Annotated in this window: 16 protein-coding genes and 1 pseudogene; 12 read left to right on the top strand and 5 right to left on the bottom strand. The window is 72.2% G+C overall.

Annotated features, from left to right (window positions below; genetic code table 11):
* Nucleotides 1-102: 102 nt before the first annotated feature.
* Nucleotides 103-1,470, top strand: coding sequence for a UDP-glucose dehydrogenase family protein (locus CLV70_RS24050; RefSeq protein ID WP_106128857.1), 1,368 nt, complete (start codon nt 103-105; stop codon nt 1,468-1,470).
* A gap of 57 nt (nt 1,471-1,527) precedes the next feature.
* Nucleotides 1,528-1,665, top strand: coding sequence for a hypothetical protein (locus CLV70_RS39795; protein ID WP_158277812.1), 138 nt, complete (start codon nt 1,528-1,530; stop codon nt 1,663-1,665).
* On the opposite strand, the gene CLV70_RS24045 is transcribed toward CLV70_RS39795, so the two are convergent.
* The gene (locus tag CLV70_RS24045) at nt 1,657-2,319 is read right to left on the bottom strand and encodes a copper homeostasis protein CutC (RefSeq protein WP_245908425.1); all 663 of its coding nucleotides are present in this window, start codon (nt 2,317-2,319) and stop codon (nt 1,657-1,659) included. The two genes, CLV70_RS39795 and CLV70_RS24045, sit on opposite strands and share 9 nt — an antisense overlap.
* A 230-nt stretch (nt 2,320-2,549) precedes the next feature.
* On the opposite strand from CLV70_RS24045, the gene CLV70_RS24040 reads away from it, so the two are divergent.
* Nucleotides 2,550-5,111, top strand: coding sequence for a LamG-like jellyroll fold domain-containing protein (locus CLV70_RS24040; RefSeq protein ID WP_211303860.1), 2,562 nt, complete (start codon nt 2,550-2,552; stop codon nt 5,109-5,111).
* Nucleotides 5,112-5,163: 52 nt separating this feature from the next.
* On the opposite strand, the gene CLV70_RS24035 is transcribed toward CLV70_RS24040, so the two are convergent.
* On the bottom strand, nt 5,164-5,460 hold the full coding sequence (locus CLV70_RS24035) for a hypothetical protein (protein ID WP_106128855.1): 297 nt from the start codon (nt 5,458-5,460) through the stop codon (nt 5,164-5,166).
* Nucleotides 5,457-5,633 carry a hypothetical protein gene (locus tag CLV70_RS39790; protein ID WP_158277811.1) on the bottom strand — a complete coding sequence of 59 codons (177 nt, stop codon included), beginning with the start codon at nt 5,631-5,633 and terminating at the stop codon, nt 5,457-5,459. The genes CLV70_RS24035 and CLV70_RS39790 overlap by 4 nt, the downstream gene beginning before the upstream one ends.
* A gap of 233 nt (nt 5,634-5,866) precedes the next feature.
* Here CLV70_RS39790 and CLV70_RS24025 point away from each other — a divergent pair, with 233 nt between their 5' ends.
* On the top strand, nt 5,867-7,252 hold the full coding sequence (locus CLV70_RS24025) for an OFA family MFS transporter (RefSeq protein WP_106128854.1): 1,386 nt from the start codon (nt 5,867-5,869) through the stop codon (nt 7,250-7,252).
* Nucleotides 7,249-7,356, top strand: coding sequence for an MFS transporter small subunit (locus CLV70_RS42140; RefSeq protein WP_425440212.1), 108 nt, complete (start codon nt 7,249-7,251; stop codon nt 7,354-7,356). The genes CLV70_RS24025 and CLV70_RS42140 overlap by 4 nt, the downstream gene beginning before the upstream one ends.
* A 52-nt stretch (nt 7,357-7,408) precedes the next feature.
* Here the strand turns inward: CLV70_RS42140 and CLV70_RS24020 are convergent, their stop codons facing one another.
* Nucleotides 7,409-9,148 carry a glycoside hydrolase family 6 protein gene (locus tag CLV70_RS24020; protein WP_106128853.1) on the bottom strand — a complete coding sequence of 580 codons (1,740 nt, stop codon included), beginning with the start codon at nt 9,146-9,148 and terminating at the stop codon, nt 7,409-7,411.
* A 326-nt stretch (nt 9,149-9,474) separates the two neighbouring features.
* Between CLV70_RS24020 and CLV70_RS24015 the strand changes: the two genes are divergently transcribed.
* The gene (locus tag CLV70_RS24015; RefSeq protein WP_106128852.1) at nt 9,475-9,960 is read left to right on the top strand and encodes a GNAT family N-acetyltransferase; all 486 of its coding nucleotides are present in this window, start codon (nt 9,475-9,477) and stop codon (nt 9,958-9,960) included.
* 9 nt (nt 9,961-9,969) lie between these two features.
* Nucleotides 9,970-10,710 (top strand): arginase family protein, encoded by a 741-nt coding sequence (locus tag CLV70_RS24010; protein WP_106128851.1) that lies wholly within the window; start codon nt 9,970-9,972, stop codon nt 10,708-10,710.
* A 163-nt stretch (nt 10,711-10,873) separates the two neighbouring features.
* On the opposite strand, the gene CLV70_RS24005 is transcribed toward CLV70_RS24010, so the two are convergent.
* Nucleotides 10,874-11,686: a hypothetical protein gene (locus CLV70_RS24005; RefSeq protein ID WP_146164137.1), complete on the bottom strand. Its 813-nt coding sequence runs from the start codon at nt 11,684-11,686 to the stop codon at nt 10,874-10,876.
* 454 nt (nt 11,687-12,140) lie between these two features.
* Here CLV70_RS24005 and CLV70_RS24000 point away from each other — a divergent pair, with 454 nt between their 5' ends.
* The 5 genes and pseudogenes from CLV70_RS24000 to CLV70_RS23980 all read left to right on the top strand — a co-directional run.
* On the top strand, nt 12,141-13,952 hold the full coding sequence (locus tag CLV70_RS24000; RefSeq protein WP_245908424.1) for a ferric reductase-like transmembrane domain-containing protein: 1,812 nt from the start codon (nt 12,141-12,143) through the stop codon (nt 13,950-13,952).
* The gene (locus CLV70_RS23995; RefSeq protein WP_106128848.1) at nt 13,949-15,421 is read left to right on the top strand and encodes an NADH-quinone oxidoreductase subunit NuoF family protein; all 1,473 of its coding nucleotides are present in this window, start codon (nt 13,949-13,951) and stop codon (nt 15,419-15,421) included. Before CLV70_RS24000 ends, CLV70_RS23995 begins: the two co-directional genes overlap by 4 nt.
* Nucleotides 15,418-15,951, top strand: coding sequence for a redoxin domain-containing protein (locus tag CLV70_RS23990; RefSeq protein ID WP_245908423.1), 534 nt, complete (start codon nt 15,418-15,420; stop codon nt 15,949-15,951). The genes CLV70_RS23995 and CLV70_RS23990 overlap by 4 nt, the downstream gene beginning before the upstream one ends.
* A 3-nt stretch (nt 15,952-15,954) precedes the next feature.
* Nucleotides 15,955-16,821: a cytochrome c biogenesis CcdA family protein gene (locus tag CLV70_RS23985; protein ID WP_425440211.1), complete on the top strand. Its 867-nt coding sequence runs from the start codon at nt 15,955-15,957 to the stop codon at nt 16,819-16,821.
* Between the two features lie 2 nt (nt 16,822-16,823).
* Nucleotides 16,824-17,059 (top strand): annotated as a pseudogene (locus CLV70_RS23980) (serine/threonine protein kinase); the annotation flags it as partial.

The raw sequence follows: 17,059 nt of genomic DNA, 5'->3' as shown, positions 1-17,059 counted from the left end.
CGCGCCTGAGCATCCCGGGGGGACGTGGTACGCGACACGACGGATTACCGTTCGGTGGTCCGGGTATGCGCGCCGGGCACCGCCGCGAGAGGGAGTACGGACATGAGGGTGTGCGTCGTCGGAACCGGCTACGTGGGTCTCACCACCGGTGTCAGCCTGGCGTTTCTCGGCCACGACGTCACCTGCGTCGACCTCGACCGGGCGAAGGTCGACCTGCTCAGCGGCGGCCGCTCGCCGATCTACGAGCCGCATATGGACGCGCTGCTCGCCGACGCCGCGGACCGCCTGACGTTCACCACCGACTACGCCGAGGCGGTGCCGGATGCCGACGTCGTGTTCATCGCCGTGCAGACCCCGTCGCTCCCGGACGGCAACCCGGACCTGCGCTACCTGCGGTCGGCGGCGGAGAGTGTCGGCCGTCACATCAGCGGCGAGTTCACCGTGGTGGTGAACAAGTCCACGGTGCCGATCGGGAGCAGCAACTGGGTGGACTCGATCCTGCGGGAGTCGTTCGAGCGTACGCACGAGCGGCGCAGCGACGGCGAGTTCTCGGTCGCGTCGAACCCGGAATTCCTGCGCCAGGGTGCCGCGATCCAGGACACCCTCTACCCCGACCGGGTCGTGGTCGGCTCGGACAACCCGCGCAGCCTCGACGTGCTGAACCGCCTCTACCGCACGCTGCTGAACCAGACCTTCACCCCGCCGACGTACCTGCCGCGCCCGGCCGGCCTCGGCGCCGTGCCGATGGTCTCCACCGACCTGGCCTCGGCGGAGCTGATCAAGTACGCGGCCAACGCCTTCCTGGCCCTCAAGATCAGCTTCGCGAACGAGATCGGGCAGCTCGCCGGCCGGGTCGGCGCCGACATCAGCCAGGTCACCCGGGGCATCGGCCTGGACACCCGGATCGGGCCGCGGTTCCTGCAGCCCGGCATCGGCTGGGGCGGCTCGTGCTTCGGCAAGGACACCGCCGCCCTGATCGCCACCGGCGCCGAGTACCACCACGAGATGCCGATCGTGACCGCCGCCCGGACGGTCAACCAGCTGCAGCGCCGCCTCGTGGTGGACCGCCTGCTGGAGGAGCTGCGCATCCTCAAGGGCCGCCGGATCGGGCTGCTCGGGCTGGCCTTCAAGCCCGACACCGACGACCTGCGCGACGCCCCGGCCCTGGACATCGCCCGGATGCTGGCCGAGCGCGGCGCCCGGATCCGGCTGCACGACCCGGTCGCCGCCGAGCGGTTCCGCCTGGAGCAGCCGGAGCTCGCCGAGCACCTGACCGGGGACGTCGAGGACGTGTTCGACGACAGCGACGCGGTGGTGCTCGTCACCGAGTGGAAGCAGTATCTCGACCTCGACTGGGGCAAGCTCGCGTCGCTCATGCGTACCCCCGTCATCCTGGACGGCCGGCACACGCTGGACCGCGACCGGCTCACGAAGCTGGGTTACCGGTACCTGTCGGTCGGCGGACGCTGAAAAGCGGGTCGCCGATGCGCACAACTTCCTGACATCCGCCTGCGAACGTGCACGGTCATGCGCACTCTTCCCCTCGCCGCCGCGGCGGCCCTGCTCGTTCTGCTCAGCGGTTGCGGCGACAAACAGGAGATGCCCCGGCCGGTGTCGTTCGAGGTGGTCAGCTCCACCACCCCGCCCCCGCCGCCCTCACGCTAGGGCGCGCCACGCGCGGACGAGAGCGGCGTCGACCGGCGCGTCCCAGCGGCCGCCGGGCCGGACCGCGCTGCCGGTGTGGAACGCGTCGACCCCGGCGTCGAGCAGCGGCGCCACGTGCCCGGGGCGCAGCCCGCCCCCGGCCAGCACCCGCGGCCGGTGACCCGCCTCGGCGACCAGCGTGGCCAGCCCGGCGCCGACGCCGTCCGGGCCGCCCGCGGTGAGCACGCAGTCGAGTCCCGGCAGGCCGCTCAGCGCCGCCCAGGCGGCGGCGCGGTCGGCCGCATGGTCGATCGCCCGGTGGAATGTCCACCGGCAGCCCTCGATCACCGTCAGCACCGCCTCGACGGCCGCGAGGTCCACCGCGCCGGCGGCGTCGAGGAAGCCCAGCACGAACTCGTCCGCGCCGGCCTCGCGCAGCGCCGCGGCGGCCCGGACGAGCCCTTCCGCGTCGCCGAGCGCGTACCCGTCCTGGCCGCGGAGCATCACCCGGACCGGCAGGCCGGCCTCGCGGACCGCGGCGTAGGTGGCGATCGCCGGGGTGAGGCCCTGGCGGCGCATGTCGGTGACCAGTTCGACCCGGTCGGCCCCGCCCTCGCGCGCGGCCACCGCGTCGGCGGGGGTCAGAGCGATGACTTCCAAGATCGATATCGGCACCGGCGCATCGTCCCATACCCGGCTGAACGGCATGGGGCGTCGCTGCGCGTCCATGTTGGAAAGTGTCTGAGCATCGAAGTTCTTCGGCGGAAATCTTGACGTTACCTGAGCAACCTTGTTGAAATGTGTGAACTCATGGGCGGTCCACTCAGGCGCTCCCGAATCCCGTCCTCCACGGTGGAGTGCTGCCCGGCGCTGCCCGCGTCACTTCCGCTCCGAAGGGACCACGCGTGAACCTAGCCCGGACCCGCCGACGGCAGGCCCTCGCTGCCGCCGCCACCCTACTGGCCGTCGGCGCCGCGGTGCCCGCCAGCGCGGCGCCCGCACCCACCCCCGCCGCCCCGGCAGCGGCCCCGAAGCTCACCGGAGCCGTGGCCGCGCAGGCCGGCACCACCTGGCACAAGGGAATCCCGCCGATCGCCACCCCGTGGACGGACGCGGTCGGCCCGGACAACGCCCTGCCCGAGTACCCGCGCCCGCAGCTCGTCCGCGACAGGTGGCAGAACCTCAACGGCGTGTGGGAGTTCGCCAAGGCCGAGGTGGGTCAGGCCGTGCCCGCCGGGCAGTCGCTGGGCGAGCGGGTGCTGGTGCCGTACCCGATCGAGTCCGCGCTCTCCGGCATCCAGCGCCACGAGGACCGGATGTGGTACCGGCGCACCTTCACCGTCCCGTCGTCCTGGAAGATCGGCTCGGGGCAGCGCCTCCAGCTGCACTTCGGCGCCGTCGACTACGACGCCAAGGTCTTCGTCAACGGCAAGCAGGTCGCCACCCACCGCGGCGGCTACGACGGCTTCGACGTCGACGTGACCGACGCCCTGACCGGCACCGGCCCGCAGGAACTCATCGTCTGGGCCGAGGACCTCACCGACGCGACCGGCCAGCCCATCGGCAAGCAGCGCCGCCAGAGCGACCGCGGCATCTTCTACCAGGGCAGCTCCGGCATCTGGCGGACGGTGTGGATGGAGCCCGTGGCGGCCTCCAGCATCACCGACCTGGGCCTCACCCCCGATCTCAGGACCTCGTCGCTCAAGCTCACCGCCAACGCGGTCAAGGGCGAGGGCCTGACCGTACGGGCCGTCGCGCGCAGCCGCGGCAAGGTGGTCGGCCGGGCCACCGGAGCCACGGGTACGGAGATCCGCGTGCCCGTCCTCAAGCCGCACCTGTGGACCCCGGACGACCCGTTCCTCTACGACCTCGAGGTCACGCTGCTCGCCGGCAACCGGGTCGTCGACACCGTCGAGTCCTACTTCGGCATGCGCGAGATCGGCACCGCCAAGGGCGCCGACGGCAAGCTCCGGATCGCCCTCAACGGCAAGATCCTGTTCAACATGTCGACCCTGGACCAGGGCTTCTGGCCGGACGGCCTGAACACCGCGCCGACCGACGCCGGCCTCAAGTTCGACCTGCAGCAGCACAAGGTCATGGGCTTCAACGCGGTCCGCAAGCACATCAAGGTCGAGCCCGACCGCTGGTACTACTGGGCCGACAAGCTGGGCCTGCTGGTGTGGCAGGACATGCCGGCCGCCAACACCGGCCCGATCCCCGCCGACTGGCGCGCCCAGTACGAGGCCGAACTGCACGAGATGGTCCGCGAGCACCGCAGCTGGACCTCGATCATCGCCTGGGTGCCGTTCAACGAGGGCTGGGGCGAGTGGGACCGCACCGCCACCGGCCGCATCGCCGACGACGTCAAGCGGCAGGACCCGAGCCGGCTGGTCAACGCGCACAGCGGCGTGAACTGCTGCAACTCGAAGGGTGACTCGGGCAGGGGCGACATCATCGACTGGCACGAGTACAACAACGGCGGCCCCGCGGCGCCGTCGCCCGACGCCACCCGCGCCTCGATCGACGGCGAGCACGGCGGGTACGGCCTCAAGGTCTCCAACCACATGTGGTTCGGCGACGGGCAGGCGTACGAGATGACGCCGGACTCCGCGACCCTGACCCGCAAGTACGTGGACAACCAGCGCAAGGTCATCACCGCGGCGCAGTCCTGCGGCATCAGCGCGGCGATCTACACCCAGATCACCGACGTCGAGGCCGAGCTCAACGGCTTCTGGACGTACGACCGGCAGGTGGCCAAGATGGACCTCAAGCAGGTCCGGGCCATCAACCGGGAGATCATCGCCAAGGCCGACGGCACCCCGGGCAACACCCCGCAGCCGGCTCCCGGCACCCCGGGCCTCACCGGCGTCTCCTTCTACCCGCTCGACGGCACCGCCGAGGACGCGGCCGGCGACCACGACGGCACCCTCGTCGGCGGACCGGGCTACGTGGACGCCAAGAACGGCAAGGGCCTCGACCTCAACGGCTCGTCGCAGTTCGTGGACACCGGCGCGCCGATCCTGAACACGGCGTCGGACTACACCGCGTCGGCGTGGGTCAAGCTCGACAAGGCGGACGGGGCGTTCCAGACGATCGTCAGCCAGGACGGCGCCACCGTCAGCGACTTCTTCCTGCAGTATTCCGGCGCCGACCAGCGCTTCGCGATGAGCTTCGCGGGCGTACGGGCCCTCGGCCCGGTCAAGCCGGAGGCCGGCCGCTGGTACCACCTCACCGGCGTCCGCGACTCGGTCAAGGGTGAGCTGCGGCTCTACGTGGACGGCGAACCGGCCGGCCGCACCAGCGCCTGCCTGCCGCAGCCCGCGCCGACCGGCAACACGATCATCGGCCGCGGCAAGTACAACGGCAACCCCGTCGACTACCTCGACGGCACGGTGGACCAGGTGCACCTCTACGACCGGGCCCTGTCCGACACCGAGATCAAGCAGCTGTACGCCTCGGGCAACTGACACCCCCCGGAGAGCCGGGCGCGGGCACCTGCCGCGCCCGGCTCCCGCATGTCTACCGCCCCCAGCGTTCGGCGGGGCGGCAGTCCGGGCCGGGCCGGCCGTACAGCACGGCGCCGTCCGGGCCGGTGTAGCACGGCTCCGGCCGGTCCCCGCGGCGGAACAGCGGCAGCCACCCCAGCTGCCCGCCGCCGGCGTCGTAGCTGACCAGCGCGGCGTCCGGCCGCACGTCCGCCGCGCGGCTGACCAGCCCGAACGCGCCGTCGCGCAGCCGGGCCCCGGTCGTGCGGCCGGTGCCGTGGTCGAGCACCAGGCGGTGCACCCGGGTGCTCACCCGGCCCAGCACCGTCACGGCGCCGCCGTCGACGCCCGAGGAGGCACGACCACCGCCGCCGCGAGGGCCGGCAGCCACCGGCGCGACCGCCGCGGGCGACCGCGCGCGGCCCGCAGCAGCTCGCCGCGCATCCGGGCGGCGCGGCCGGGCGGAAGATCGCGGTCGGCGGGAAGGGTCATCGGCTCACTCATCGCTGCTCCCCAGCTTCGAACCCAGACGGGACCGGGCGCGGCTGCTACGGGCGCAGTTGCCCGCCACCACCAGCAGCCAGGGCAGGGCCGAGCCGTCGACGAGGCGAACCTTGTCGCGTTTGCGTCGTCACATCCCCTCATGACCGGCCGGGCACTAATTGTTGCGGCAACTTTTGACCGGGCCGAAGATGAGGTTCATCGATCATCATCGACCGGCTCGGGAGGCACCCGTCATGCTGTCCGCGCTAGACCGCAAGCATTCCGTGGCGCCGCCCGGCTTCAGCCGCTGGCTGATCCCGCCGGCCGCGCTCTCCGTCCACCTCTGCATCGGCCAGGTGTACGCCACCAGCGTCTACAAGAACTCCTTCATCGCGCACTTCGACGCCGGCCAGACCGCGGTCGGCATCATCTTCAGCATCGCCATCGTCATGCTCGGGCTGTCCGCGGCGGTCGGCGGCACCTGGGTCGAGGCCAACGGCCCGCGCAAGGCGATGTTCGTCTCGGCGTGCTTCTGGGCCGCGGGCTTCCTGGTCGCCGCGCTCGGGATCGGCACGAAGCAGCTCTGGCTCGTCTACCTGGGCTACGGCGTGCTCGGCGGGATCGGCCTGGGCATCGGCTACATCTCGCCGGTCTCCACGCTGATCAAGTGGTTCCCGGACCGTCCCGGGCTCGCCACCGGCCTGGCGATCATGGGCTTCGGCGGCGGCGCGCTGATCGCCAGCCCGCTGTCGCGGCAGCTGCTGTCGTTCTACGACGGGGGCTACGACCCGGACGTGTCCACCTCGGTGGCCTCCGGCGGGGCGCTCGTCGCGCTCTTCCTGACGCTGGGCATCGGCTACTTCGCCGTCATGATGTTCGGCGTGCTGAACATCCGCGTACCCGAGCAGGGGTGGGTGCCGGCGGGTTTCGACCCTGCTTCCGTACGCGAGAAGCCGCTGGTCACCACCGCGAGCGTCTCGGCCGCGAACGCCATCCGGACGCGCTCGTTCTGGCTGCTCTGGATCGTGCTGTTCTGCAACGTGACCGCCGGCATCGGCATCCTCGAACAGGCGAGCCCGATGATCCAGGACTTCTTCCGGGAGGACGGCGGGAAGTCCACCGTCGCGGTCGCCGCCGCGTCCGGCTTCGTCGGGCTGCTGTCGCTGTTCAACATGGCGGGCCGGTTCGTCTGGTCGTCGACCTCGGACCTCATCGGCCGCAAGCGCATCTACCTGGTCTATCTCGGCGTCGGCATGATCCTGTACGCACTGCTCGCCTCGGTCGGTCACGCCGCGGTCGCCCTGTTCGTCCTGCTCGCCGGCATCATCCTGTCGTTCTACGGTGGCGGGTTCGCGACCGTGCCGGCGTACCTGCGCGACCTGTTCGGCACGTACCAGGTCGGCGCCATCCACGGCCGGCTGCTGACCGCCTGGTCGGCCGCGGGCGTGGCCGGCCCGCTGATCGTCAACGGCTTCCTGGACGCCCAGGGCAAGCCGGGCACCCTCACGGCGTCGGCGTACCAGCCGGCCCTGTTCACGATGGTCGGGCTGCTGCTGGTCGGCTTCGTCGCCAACCTGCTCGTGCAGCCGGTGCCGGAGCGCTACCACGAGCGCGCCGGCGAGAAGGAGGCGGTGGCATGAAGACCTCGACGGTCCGGCTGGTGGTCTCCTGGGCCCTGGTGGCGATCCTGCTCGGGTACGGCGTCATCCAGACGGCCATCACCGCGGCGAAGCTGTTCCGGTAGCGGACGGGCGGGCGGCCCGGCGCACCAGCGCCGGGCCGCCCCCGGGTTGTGGTCAGGAGAGCGGGGGATAGGCGTTCGCCATGAGCTGGCGGAACTGGGCCGAGAACCAGGCACCCGAGATGGGGGCGCCGGACAGGGCTCCGGTGGGGTTGTTGCCGTTGCGGTCGTTGCCGCCGTACGTGGGGTCGCACATCCGGTCGAAGCCCTTGCCCTCGTTGTTGGGGATCTCGGTGCTCGAGCCGTCCGACTCGCCCGGCGGCTTGACCCAGACGTACGCGTCGATGCCGGCGGCGGGGGCCGCCTTCGGGCGTTCGCCGAGGCCCGCGCCGTCCTGGTTGCACCAGTTGCCGGCGTGCGCCCGGCGGTCGATGCGGGACTGGTTGACGAAGGTGTCGACGTTGGTGGAGGTGCTCGCCGCGGCGGGCCGGCCGGTGCCGCCCCAGCCGTTGCGGGACGTGTCGATCAGCATGCCGATGCCGGAGTCGAAGCCGACCTGGACCAGCTTCTGCCGGAACGCCTGGGCGAAGGTCAGCTCGTCGACGTAGTAGTTCCAGTCGACCCACTTGGACTGCCGCACCGAGGTGCCGTTCACGTTGGTGTTGATCGTGAAGTGCGGTTCGGTCAGCGCCGAGTAGTTGGCCGTGTTGGTGATGAAGCCGTGCACGTTGCGGACGTTGCCGGACGCCCGGGCCGCCTCGAGCATGATGTCCGCGCTCGGGCCGAAGTTGCTGTCCCAGCCGATCCAGCCGTGGTGCGCCGCGTCGACGTAGTTGTAGACGTTCGGGATGGCGCCGAGCTTGTTCAGCGCGTACCCGACGCCCTGCACGTAGCCGCCGTTCTGCTTCATCGTGGCGCAGGTGGCGAGGTTGGTGTTGGTCACCAGGTTGGGCAGCGAGTCGATCTCGACGATGTTGATGATGCGCAGGTTGCGGTACTTCGTGTCGCTCTCGATCGCGGCGATCGGGTCGATGTACTGCGCCTTGTACTTCGGCAGGTCGTTCACCCCGAGCTCACCGTTGGAGGCGAGCGCCGAGCAGTCACGGCCGGGCAGGTTGTAGATGACCAGCTGGATGTAGCCGGCGCCCTGGGCGAGCGCGGCGTCGAGGTGGTCGCGCAGGCCCATCGCCCCGTTCGAGCTGGAGTCCGGGGTGCCCTCGATGGCGGCGATCCGGTCCAGCCAGACGGCGGTCGGGTTGTTCGAGACGCGGCTGCCGCCGGGCTCGGCGTCGGCCTTGGCCTTCCACTCCGGGTTGACGTAGCCGCGGGCGCCCGCGTACGGGTTGTCGGCCTTCGTGCCGGGGGTCGTCGGGTCCGAGGGGGTCGGCTCCGACGGGGTGGGGCTCGACGGCGAGGACGGAGTCGTCGGTACCTGCCCGGTGCACTGGGTGCCGTTGAGGGTGAAGCTCGCCGGGGCCGCGTTCGTGCCCGAGTAGTCGGCGTTGAAGCCCAGCGTGGCCGTCGCGTTGGTGGCGAGGCTGTTCGCGTACGACGGGCTGGCCACGCTGACGCGCTGGCCGGACTGGGTGAAGGTGCCGTTCCAGCCCTGTGTGACGCGCTGGTTGCCGGCGAAGTCCCAGGCCAGCGTCCAGCCGCCGGTGATGGGGTCGCCGAGGTTGGTGACCGCGACGTTGCCGGTGAAGCCGGTGCTCCACTGGTTGACCGAGTAAGTGACGCGGCAGCCGGCCGCGGCACTGGCCTGGGAGGCGGCGACGGCGATGCCGGCGCCGGTGAGGAGGGTGACCGCGGCCGCGGCGGCCAGGCCGCGGGCGACGCTGTGGGGATGTGGTCTCATGCGCGAGCGCTCCTGGAGGACAAGGTTGCGCCCGGGGCAGGCGCAGCCGGAAGAGGCCGCCGGTCATTGAAGCCTGTCACTGAACCGGCGACGGCTTCAGAGTATGGGAGCGCTCCCACGACATCAATACGTCATCGCATCGAAACTTTCCGCTCCTTTTCGCCGGGCGGTGGCGCGCGCGCCGGACCCCCGCGCACGCCTCCGTCGGCGGTGCGCGCCGACGGGCCGCCCGCTGCTCGGTAGGCTGCCGCCACCCGCGCCGTCCGGTGGGGCGGCGGGGAGGATGCGACGGCCGCGCTGATCGCGGCCGGAACGGGGGGACGGCGATGCCCGAGATCGGTCTGCGCCTCATCCGCGACGAGGACCTGGACGCCATCTTCGACTTCATGCGCGACCCCGAGGCGGCCCGGATGGCCGCGTTCACCGCCCGCGACCCCGACGACCGGGCCGAGTTCGACGCGCACATGACGCGGCTGCGGACCAGCCCGGACATCACCGTGCGCGCGATCACCGTGGACGGCGAGCTCGCCGGGACGATCGGCTGGTTCGTGGTCGAGGGCGACACCGAGATCACCTACTGGCTCGGCCGGGAGTGGTGGGGGCGGGGCATCGCGTCGGAGGCCGTCCGCCAGCTCCTGCCCACCATCCCGGTCCGGCCCATCACGGCCCGCGCGGCCAGCGACAACGCCGGGTCGCTCGGGGTGCTGCGCAAGGCCGGCTTCCGCAAGGTCGGCACCGAGGTCGCGTACGCGACGGCACGCGGGCACGAGATCGAGGAGACCGTGCTGCGCCTCGACGGCCCGCGGGCCTAGGCTCATCCGATGGCGCTGATCGTCGTCCCCTATCACCAGGACGAGCGGCTGCCCGCCGCGCTGCTCCCGCTGCCCGCCGGGACGCCGGCGGTGGTCGTCGACCCCGAGCTGCCCGCGGGGGACCTGTGGGCCCGGCTGGCCGCGCTCGACGAGGCGGTGGCCCGGGCGGTGGCCGCCGCGCCGGACCCGGTGACCATGGTCTCGGGCGACTGCCTGGTGGCCGTGGCCGGCCTCGCCGGTGCCCAGCGCGCGGGCCGGGACCCGGCGCTCGTCTGGTTCGACGCGCACGGCGACGTGCACACGCTCGAGACCACCACCTCCGGCTATCCGGGCGGCCTGGCGCTGCGGCTGGCCCTCGGCGGCAACCCCGAGGTGCTGGCCGACCGGCTCGGCCTGCGCCCGGTGGCCGAGGAGCGGGTGGTGCTGGTCGGCGCCCGCGACCTCGACCCGCCCGAGGTGGCGTTCCTGGCCGGGAGCCGGGTACGCCGCACCACGGTCAGCGGCCTGTCCGCGGCGGACGCGCCGCCCGGCCCGCTGATCGTGCACGTCGACCTGGACGTGGTCGACGCCGCCGAGCTGCCCGGCCTGCTCTTCCCGGCGCCCGGTGGACCGCCGGCCGCCGAGGTGGTCGCCGCGGTGCGCCGGCTGCGCGCCACCGGCCGCGTGGTGCTGCTCGACATCGCGTGCCCGTGGCACCGCGTCGCCGACTCCTCCGCCCGCGCCGCGCTGCTCGAGGCGCTGATCGGATAGAAGAATGCCGGTGTCCCACCGCATCGGCGGGACACCGGCATCCGGCCCCTCGGTAAGGTCTCCGGCGTCCACTGTGTGGTAGCGCCTGACCCACCCTAGGGCTACGGTCAGCGACGGTGTCTTAAATGTTCCTGAAGTCTTCCGCAGATCCGGCTGAAGACCCTCATCGGCTCGGATGGAACCCGGTCGCCACCGAGTGTTTGGGCGTGCGGCTGCGCAGGCGGATCAGCAGCGCGACCCCCACGAACACCAGCACCGCGCCGACGATCAGACCCGGGATGAGCAGCGAGGGCGAACTGCCGTCGGCCGAGGCGGGCACCGCCGCCAGATCGTCCTCCGACGGCGCCGGCTCGGGCGTGGCGGTGGCCTCGTCGCCGGCCTCGCCGTACTCGGGATCGTCGGCCTCGTCCGCGCCGCCGGTCGGCGCCGTCGTGGGGGAGCCGGTCGGGGACCCGGTGGGGGATTCGGTCGCCGACGACTTCTGGCCGACCACCGGGCTCTGCCCGGACGCCTCCTGCAGCAGGGTCCCGCCGGCGCTGAACGCCTGCGGCTGGAACGTGACCCGGCCGGTGTCGGCGTCGTCGTCGAAGCTGATCCGGTAGCGGGCCGTCACCGTACGGCCACGGCACAGCTGGCCCGGGTCGAGCTGGACGTCGGTGATCCGGGCGACGTCGTCGTCCGTCTGCACCCGTACGGGAAAGGAGCCGTTCTCCTCCACCCGCTCGACCTCGGCCTCGTCCAGTTCGGGGCCCTGCACCCGCAGGATGAGCGACCACCGGACCTTCTGGCACCGGGCGCGGTCGGTGGACGCGACGACGGTCAGCGTCCGGCTCTCGGCCCCCGCCCCGAAGGTGGCCGGCAGTTCGGTGATGCGGACCTCGAAGCCGGGCTCGGCCGCGGTGGCCCGGCCGGACAGGACGAGGCTCGCCGCGGCGACGGCCAGGGCGGTCGTCGCCAGCACAGCACGATGCCGCACAGCGATCATCTCCTAACGCATAGTCATGGGAGAACCCGCAACGTCAGGTAGTTCGGCGCAGCGGGCCGAAAGGTTCACCGCCGGTGAAGGATCATCCGCCGCGGGACATTATTTTTGCCTTAGCCTCCGGTTTCGAACCGGTGTCTTCCCTGGTCAGAGCCGCTCGACGGGGGTGGGGTAGCAGGGTCGCGCAAACTTTGCCGCAAAGAAGTGCCCGAACGTTCATCCGAACCCGTCCCGCGCACGTAGATGGAGGAGGGCAGGGACCGGAGACGACACACCGTGAGGAAAGGAAGGACCACCGGACCGCCCGACAGTAACGAGCGCGGGGCATCCCCCACGGATGCCGGCGTCTGCGAACGCCCACGACGGACGCCTTGACCGCTGCGGAGAACGAGGAGCTATGGCCCGGACGAAGACGAAAGAACGATCCGCCACCCGTGTGGACGTCGAGATGGGTTCCACGGGTGGCCGTACGCCGCCCTCCAAGCTCACCGTCGCACTGTTCGCCACGTCGGTCCTCGCGGCGATCTGGGCCGTGATGATGCTCATCCCCGCGGGCCGTGTCGCCTACGTCTACATCTTCTACTACCTCGAGTACTACATGGGCGTGCTCGCGCTCGTGTCGCTCTCGATCACGATCATGATCGGCCTGGTCTCCACCGACCGGCTGGTCCTGTCGATCCGCCAGCGCCTGCTGCTCCAGTCGGCCCACCGCACCACCGGCGTGATGGCCGTCTCCGCCCTCGGCATCCACCTCTGGACGAAGTTCGCCGAGAGCCACATCCGGCTGATCGACATCTTCATCCCGTTCCTCTACCCCGGCTTCAACAAGGTCTTCGTCGGCTTCGGCACGCTGTCGGCCTGGATCATGGTCCTGGTGATGTGGACCGGCATCGCCCGTGCCCGGTTCATCGGCCGGGGCAAGCCGTGGATGTGGCGCGCCGTGCACAGCGTGTCCTACCTGATGTGGCCGATCGCCCTGCTGCACGGGCTCAACGCCGGCCGCCCCGCCGCCGTCTGGGTCATCGTCAGCTACGTCGTCTGCGTGCTGGGCGTGCTGATCGGTCTCGCCGTACGCATCGCGGTCAGCCTGAACCGCCGCAAGGACTTCGCCTCGCAGACCGGCACGGCCGGCGGCACCGGAGGCATGAAGCCGGTCGGCAAGCTCGCGCCCGCCGGCCCGATCGTCAAGGGCCGCGGCGGCCGCAAGCGCCGCGACGACGCGGTGGTCTCCGACCGCACCAACGCCGTCGACGCCTGGGTGCCCGCCGCGCCCGCCCGCCCGGTCTCGCCCGCCGTGGGGCCGGTCTCCCGCCCGGTCAGCCCGGCCGCGCCGGCACCGGTCAGCGCCGCCCCGGCGGCCCGCGAGGAGCGCCGCCCGCGCCGCTACGTCGACGACGAGGAACACGCCCGCCGGCACCGCGAGTACGACGACGCGCCCACCCAGCACTGGAAGTTCGAGGACGAGGACCTCATGCCCGCGCCGCGCTCCCGGCGCTACGAGGACGACGCCCCGCCGCGCCGCTACCAGGACGATCTGCCGGCGCCCCGGCAGCGCCGCCCCGCGGACCGGTTCGACGAGCGGTTCGACGAGCCCACCGGTGCGATGTCGCGCCGCGCCCTGGAGGACGGCCCGCGCCGCTACGCCGACGAGGACGAGATCCCGGCGCCGCGCGGACGCCGCCGGGCCGAGGAGGCGTACGAGGACGCGCCCCGGCCCCGGGCCCGCCGCTACGCGGACGAGGAGGACCTGCCGGCACCGCGGGCGCGCCGCGCCGCGGACGACGACCTGCCGCGTTCCCGGTACGCCGAGGACGACCTGCCCCGCCGGTACGCCGACGACGAGCCCCGCTCCCGCCGGTACGCCGACGACGACCGCTACGACGACGCCCCGCCGCGCCGCCGCGCCCCCCGGTACGCCGACGACGAGCCGCCGCGCCCGTCGCGGTCCTCCCGCTACGCCGAGGAGGACGAGGATGCGCCCCGGGCCCGGCGCGACCGGGGCGCCGACGTCGACCGCGCCGACTCGGGACGGCACAGCCGCAGCGAGTTCGTGGACCTCGCCGAGGACCCGAACTACCTGGAGCCCGACGAGACACCCACGCTCGTCGACATGGCGCAACGTCGCGCCCGCAGGGCGGCACAGCAGGAACCCGTGCGCACCGGAACGGGCCGGGGGGCCCGCAGGGGATCTCCGGGACGCGCGGCCGACGAGGTGGCTGACGACCGGTACTGGGCGCAGCTGCGAGGGGAAGCACAGTGACTGGTAGTAAGGTTCCGCCCGTCACCTCGATCGGGACGCCGCGGATCACCGCGGGTTTCGACGAGTACGGGCGGCTCGACCTGCTCGCGCACCAGGAGGTGCACGGCGGGTTCGCGGCCCTGTCGAGCGGCGAGCTGATCGGCCTCGCGGACCGCATCGAGCTGCGCGGGCGCGGCGGCGCCGGCTTCCCGTTCGCCCGCAAGCTGCGCGCGGTGCTCGACTCGTGCCGCCGCCAGGACCTGCCGCCGATCATCGTGGTCAACGCCACCGAGGGTGAGCCGCCGTCCTGGAAGGACAAGGCCGTCCTCACCCGCGGCCCGCACCTGATCCTCGACGGCGCTGCCCTCGCCGCTGCCGCGCTCGACGCCGAGGAGATCGTCATCGGCGTCGCGGACGACGGCATCGGGATGGAGTCGCTGGCCGAGGCGCTGGCCGAGCGCCGGATGCCGGTGCCCACCCGGATCGTCACCGTGCCGCACCGGTTCATCTCCGGCGAGGGCGGCGCCCTGGTCCGCGGCATCAACGGCGAGGCGCACATCCCGCCGGGGCGCAAGGTGCGCTCCAGCGACAACGGCGTGGCCGGCCTGCCCACCCTGCTGTCCAACGCGGAGACGTACTCGCAGCTGGCCATCGCCGCCCGGCTCGGCCCCTGGGAGTACAACTCGGTGGGCATCCCGGAGGAGCCCGGCACGGTCATGCTGACCGTCGGCGGCTCGTCGACCGCGCCCGCCGTCGTCGAGGCGCCCACCGGCACCCCGCTGATGGAGGTGCTGGAGATGTGCGGCGCCGACATCGGCCCCGGCCTGCTGGTCGGCGGCTACCACGGCAAATGGATCACCGCCGAGGCCGCCAAGACCGTCACCATCTCCCGCAAGGGCTTCGCCAAGGTCGGCGGCACGCTCGGCGCCGGCATGCTGATCCCGATCGGCTCGCAGACCTGCCCGCTGGGCGAGGTCGCCCAGGTCGTGCAGTACCTCGCCGGCGAGTCCGCCGGGCAGTGCGGGCCGTGCCGGCTCGGCCTGCCCGACCTGGCCCGCGCGGTGACGCTGGTGGCCCTGGGCGGCAGCGCGCTGGAGAACGTGCGCCAGGCGGCCGGTGTGGTCAAGGGCCGGGGGGCGTGCAGCCACCCGGACGGCACCTCCCGCTTCGCCCTGTCGGCGCTCGAGGTGTTCGCCCGCGACGTGGAGCTGCACGCCAACGGCGAGGGCTGCGGCAAGCAGGTGCGCGGCATCCTGCCGTTGCCGTACCACCAGGCGCAGGGGGCGCGGAAGCTGGCGCTGGACTGGTCGCGCTGCGACGGCCACGGGCTCTGCTCGGCCGTGGCTCCGGAGATCATCCGGCTGGACGCGAACGGCTTCCCGGCGTTCCCGCAGACCCCGCTGCCGCCGTGGCTGGAGAACGGGGCCCGCAAGGCGGTCAACGTCTGCCCGGCCCTGGCCCTGCGACTGACGGAGGCGGGCAAGAAGTGACGCTCAAGGTCCTGCTCGCCACGGCCGCGGCGGCCGCCGTCCTGGCCACGGCCGGGTGCGCCGCCGCGACCCCGGCGCCCTCCCCCGCTCCGGCGGCCGCTGCCGGGTCCGCCGGTCCGGCCGCCGTCCCGGCGACGCTGAAGTTCACGGGCAGGACCATCGACGGTACGGCATTCGACGCGGCCACCCTGGCGGGCAAGCCCACGATCCTGTGGTTCTGGGCGCCGTGGTGCGCCACCTGCGCCAGCGAGGCCATGTCGATCGGCGACATCCGCGAGGAGTACGGCGACCGCCTCAACATCCTCGGCATCGCGGGCATGGGCGGCAACAAGGCGATGCACGAGTTCGTGTCGGACCTCGAGGTGGGCTCGGTGCCGCACCTCGACGACGAGCCCGGCGCCATCTGGAGGAAGTTCGGGATCACCGAGCAGAGCACGTACGTCATCCTCGACCGCACCGGCAAGGTCGTCGTCTCCAGCTACCTCGACGATCTGCAGTTGACGTCGAAGGTCAAGGCGCTGGTGGCCTGACGCGTGGAGGCGCCGCCGCTGTTGCTCGCCCTCACCGCCGGGATGCTCGGTGCGGTCAACCCGTGCGGGTTCGCGCTGCTGCCGGCGTACCTGTCGGTCCTGGTCGCGGGCGACGAGGGGACCGCCGGGCCGCGGGCGGGTCTCGCCGCCGTCGGGCGCGCGCTGCGCTGCACGGGAGCGCTGACCCTGGGGTACGTGGCGGTCTTCGCCGGTTTCGGCCTGCTCCTGACCCCGGTCTCCGGCTGGCTCCAGCCCCGGCTGCCCTGGCTGACCGTGGTGCTCGGCGCCGGGCTGGCGATCCTCGGCGGCTGGTTGCTCAGCGGCCGGTCGCTGCCGGCGCCCGGCCGCCTGTCGCGCGCACCCCGGCTGACCGGCACCGCGGCGTCGATGGTGCTCTTCGGGATGGCGTACGCGGTGGCGTCGCTCGGCTGCGCGATCGGGCCGTTTCTCGCCCTGGTGGTCTCGAGTCTGCGCGCCGGGTCGGCGGCGGCCGGCCTGGCCCTCTTCCTCGCCTATGCCGCCGGAATGGGCCTGGTCATCGGGGTGACGGCCATTGCGGTCGCTTTGGTACGCGTTTCCGCAGTCGCCCGCTTACGCCGAGTTGCGGCGTATGTGCCCCGGGCGGGCGGCGCCGTCCTCATCATCGCCGGAGCGTATGTGGCCTACTACGGCTGGTATGAACTGCGCATTGTCAAGGATTTGAGGACTTCCGGGCAGGATCCGGTAGTGAATCTTGCCTCGAATGCCCAGCGCGAGTTGAGTGGGCTGGTCGGGCGGCTGGGCGCGGGCTGGTTCGTGCTCGTGCTGGCCGTCCTCGTGCTGGCAGCGCTCCTGCTGTCCCGCCGTCGCCGTACCTCAGTGGGGAGTTGATCGTGGACACCGCGTATCGCGTGAGTCCACTGCGCCGGGGTGACCCCGAGTGGCTGGGTGAATACCGGTTGTTGGGCCGGCTCGGTTCGGGCGGCATGGGGGTCGTCTACCTCGCCGAGAACGCCGACCGCATATACGTCGCGATCAAGCTGATTCATGCGTCGTTGGCGCATGATCCGGAGTTCCGGGCGCGTTTCCGGGGTGAGGTGGATCGGGCGCGGTTGGTGCCGTCGTTCTG

This window comes from Pseudosporangium ferrugineum (assembly GCF_003002065.1).
In the GTDB taxonomy this organism is placed as follows: domain Bacteria; phylum Actinomycetota; class Actinomycetes; order Mycobacteriales; family Micromonosporaceae; genus Actinoplanes; species Actinoplanes ferrugineus_A.
The sequence above is the reverse complement of the archived record's forward strand: the minus strand, read 5'-3'. Positions and strand labels throughout refer to the sequence as shown.

Excerpts from the sequence above, each read along its gene's own strand:
- CLV70_RS24050 (WP_106128857.1), top strand. The coding sequence starts at position 103 with ATGAGGGTGTGCGTCGTCGGAACCGGCTACGTGGGTCTCACCACCGGT.
- CLV70_RS39795 (WP_158277812.1), top strand. The coding sequence starts at position 1,528 with ATGCGCACTCTTCCCCTCGCCGCCGCGGCGGCCCTGCTCGTTCTGCTC.
- CLV70_RS39790 (WP_158277811.1), bottom strand. The coding sequence starts at position 5,633 with ATGAGTGAGCCGATGACCCTTCCCGCCGACCGCGATCTTCCGCCCGGC.
- CLV70_RS24025 (WP_106128854.1), top strand. The coding sequence starts at position 5,867 with ATGCTGTCCGCGCTAGACCGCAAGCATTCCGTGGCGCCGCCCGGCTTC.
- CLV70_RS42140 (WP_425440212.1), top strand. The coding sequence starts at position 7,249 with ATGAAGACCTCGACGGTCCGGCTGGTGGTCTCCTGGGCCCTGGTGGCG.
- CLV70_RS24020 (WP_106128853.1), bottom strand. The coding sequence starts at position 9,148 with ATGAGACCACATCCCCACAGCGTCGCCCGCGGCCTGGCCGCCGCGGCC.
- CLV70_RS24015 (WP_106128852.1), top strand. The coding sequence starts at position 9,475 with ATGCCCGAGATCGGTCTGCGCCTCATCCGCGACGAGGACCTGGACGCC.
- CLV70_RS24010 (WP_106128851.1), top strand. The coding sequence starts at position 9,970 with ATGGCGCTGATCGTCGTCCCCTATCACCAGGACGAGCGGCTGCCCGCC.
- CLV70_RS24000 (WP_245908424.1), top strand. The coding sequence starts at position 12,141 with ATGGGTTCCACGGGTGGCCGTACGCCGCCCTCCAAGCTCACCGTCGCA.